This is a genomic window from Actinomycetospora sp. (assembly GCF_055612215.1).
On sequence record NZ_JBVPVA010001188.1, the window covers coordinates 1 to 2421 of the forward strand.

2 protein-coding genes and 1 pseudogene are annotated in these 2421 nt (G+C 76.0%); all 3 read right to left on the bottom strand.

Annotated elements, in window-relative coordinates; genetic code table 11:
* Positions 1–306 (bottom strand): YhjD/YihY/BrkB family envelope integrity protein (locus AC0CYZ_RS31825; protein WP_472222298.1); only part of this gene is annotated, 306 nt, incomplete at its 3' end.
* Between the two features lie 115 nt (positions 307–421).
* Positions 422–1873, bottom strand: a complete 1452-nt coding sequence (locus AC0CYZ_RS31830) for a flavin-containing monooxygenase (RefSeq protein ID WP_472222299.1) — start codon at positions 1871–1873, stop codon at positions 422–424.
* Positions 1870–2421: pseudogene (locus AC0CYZ_RS31835) on the bottom strand (FO synthase); the annotation flags it as partial. The gene AC0CYZ_RS31830 and the pseudogene AC0CYZ_RS31835, both read right to left, overlap by 4 nt.

The window sequence follows — 2421 nt, forward strand, 5'->3', positions numbered from 1 at the left end:
GTTGAGCAGGTCGCCGAGCCCGGGCGGGGCGGCCGCGGTGATGCTGGACTGGATCTGGCCGAGCAGCGCCTGGTCGTTCGCCAGCACGAACGCCGCCGCCGCGAAGGCGATCATGAGCAGCGGCACCAGTGCCAGGATCGAGAAGTACGTGATGGCCGCGGCGTAGTGGTCCCCGTGCTTCTCGGTGTAGCGGGTGCCGGCGCGGACGAGGTGGTCGAGCCACGGGAAGCGGGCCCGGAGCTGTTCGAGCTTCGTCGGCTCCGCGGTGGTGGTACCGCCGGTCGTGTCGGCGGTGGTGGTCGTCATCGCGCGCTCGCCCCTCTCGTCCCCCCGGGCGCTCCCGGCGGGCGCTGGTCCCCGACCCACCTCCGACCGGCCGGGCGGGGGTGACGGAGGGGTAGCTACCCCGCGATACCGGCCGTCACGCTCGGTGCGTCCGGTAGGGCTCCGGGTCGAAGCGCGCGTTGCGCTCCCGGAAGGAGCGCGCCGAGCCCGGCCACAGCAGCGTCAGGCGGCCGCTGGCCTCGTCGAGGTACCAGCTCCGGCACCCGCCGGCGAGCCAGACGGTGTCGCGCGCGGCCGCGTCGACGTCCCGGACGTAGGCCCGCTCCGCGGCCGCCGAGACCTCCAGGGGCTCCCCGGCACGGGCGAGGTGGTCGAGCGCGCCGAGCACGTACTCGATCTGGGTCTCGATCATGTAGATCGCCGAGTTGTGGCCGAGGCTCGCGTTGGGCCCGTCGAGCACGAACATGTTGGGGAAGCCGTGCACGCTCGTCGAGGCGAAGGCGGTCATCCCGTCCGCCCAGTGCTCGGCGAGGGTGCCGCGCCGGCCGTGCACCCGGGGTGCGTAGGGCTGGCGGGCGGCGTGGAAGCCGGTGGCGAGCACGAGCGCGTCGAGGTCGTACCGCGCGCCGGACGCCGCCACGGCGGTCCGTCCCTCGACCCGCGCGAGCGCGGAGTCCTCGAGCGTCACGTCGTCGCGGGCCAGGGCCGGGTACAGCTCGTCGGAGAGCACGATGCGCTTGCACCCGATCTCGTAGCCCGGGGCGAGGCGGGCGCGCAGGTCGGGGTCGTCGATCTGGTCCCGCAGGTGGCGACGGGCGCGGGCGCGCAGCTCGTCGATGGCCGGGCGCACCCGGCGGCGGGCGTCGACGGCACGCTCGGCGTCGTCGAAGATCTCTTCCCGCAGCGCCCGGGCGGCCTCGGGGTGCTCGGCGAGGCGGCGGCGCTCGCCCGGTGAGTACGGGCGGTCCCCGCGCGGCACCACCCACGTCGGGGTGCGCTGGAAGACCACGAGCTCCGACGCCCGCTCGGCCAGCCGCGGGATGACCTGGGCCGCGGACGCCCCCGTGCCGACGACGCCGACGCGGGCCCCGTCCAGCGGGACGTCGTCGTCCCAGCGCGAGGTGTGCATGACCGGGCCCGGGAACCCGTCGAGGCCCTCGACGTCGGGGACCCGCGGCTCGGTGAGCCGGCCGGCGGCCAGGACGAGGACGCGCACCCACCAGGTGCCCGCGGCCGTCGTCACCTCCCAGCGGCCCTCGGCCGGGGACCAGCGGGCCCGCCACATCTCGGCGCCGTAGCGCACGTGCGGCGCGACGCCCTCCTCGACGGCGGCGCGGCGCAGGTAGTCGTGGATCTCCTCGCCGGGCGCGAACACCCGCGACCAGTCCGGCGCCGGACGGAACGAGTACGAGTACAGGTGGGACGGGACGTCGCACGAGACGCCGGGATAGCGGTTGTCGCGCCAGGTGCCGCCGACGTCGTCGGCCCGCTCGAGCACGACGAAGTCGCCGAAGCCGCGGCGGGCCAGCCGGATCGCCAGGCCCAGCCCGGCGAAGCCCGCGCCGACGATCGCGACGTCGGCCCTCACGGCGCCCGGCCCACCGTGCGGCGCCCCGCCGGGACCTCGTCATAGAGCGTGGTGCGCTGGCGGACCGGGCGGTCGAGCTCGCGGGCGATCGCGTCCACGTCGGCCGCCTGCAGGACGTGACCGGCCTCGGGGCCCGCCTCCGGGTCGAGGGCGCCGTCGAGCAGGAGCCCGCCGAGGTCGTCGGCGCCGCCACGGAGCACGTCGAGGACGACGGCCCGGTCGAGCTTCGGCCACGCGGCCTGGACGTGGTCGATCCGGCCGTGCAGCAGCAGGCGGGCGACGGCGTGCAGGGCCCGGGTCTCGCGCGGCGAGGCGCCCCGGACGCGGCCCACGAGGTGCTCGGGGACGTCGACCAGCGGCATCGCGATGAGCTCGGTGAACCCGCCGGTGCGGTCCTGGATCGCGGCGAGGGCCCGCAGGTGGGCGATCTGCTGGGCGGGGGTCTCGACGTGGCCGTAGACGATCGTCGCCGTCGAGCGCAGCCCCACCTCGTGGGCCGTGGTCACCAGTTCGATCCACGTCGTGGCGGGGATGTCGGTGCCGCCGGT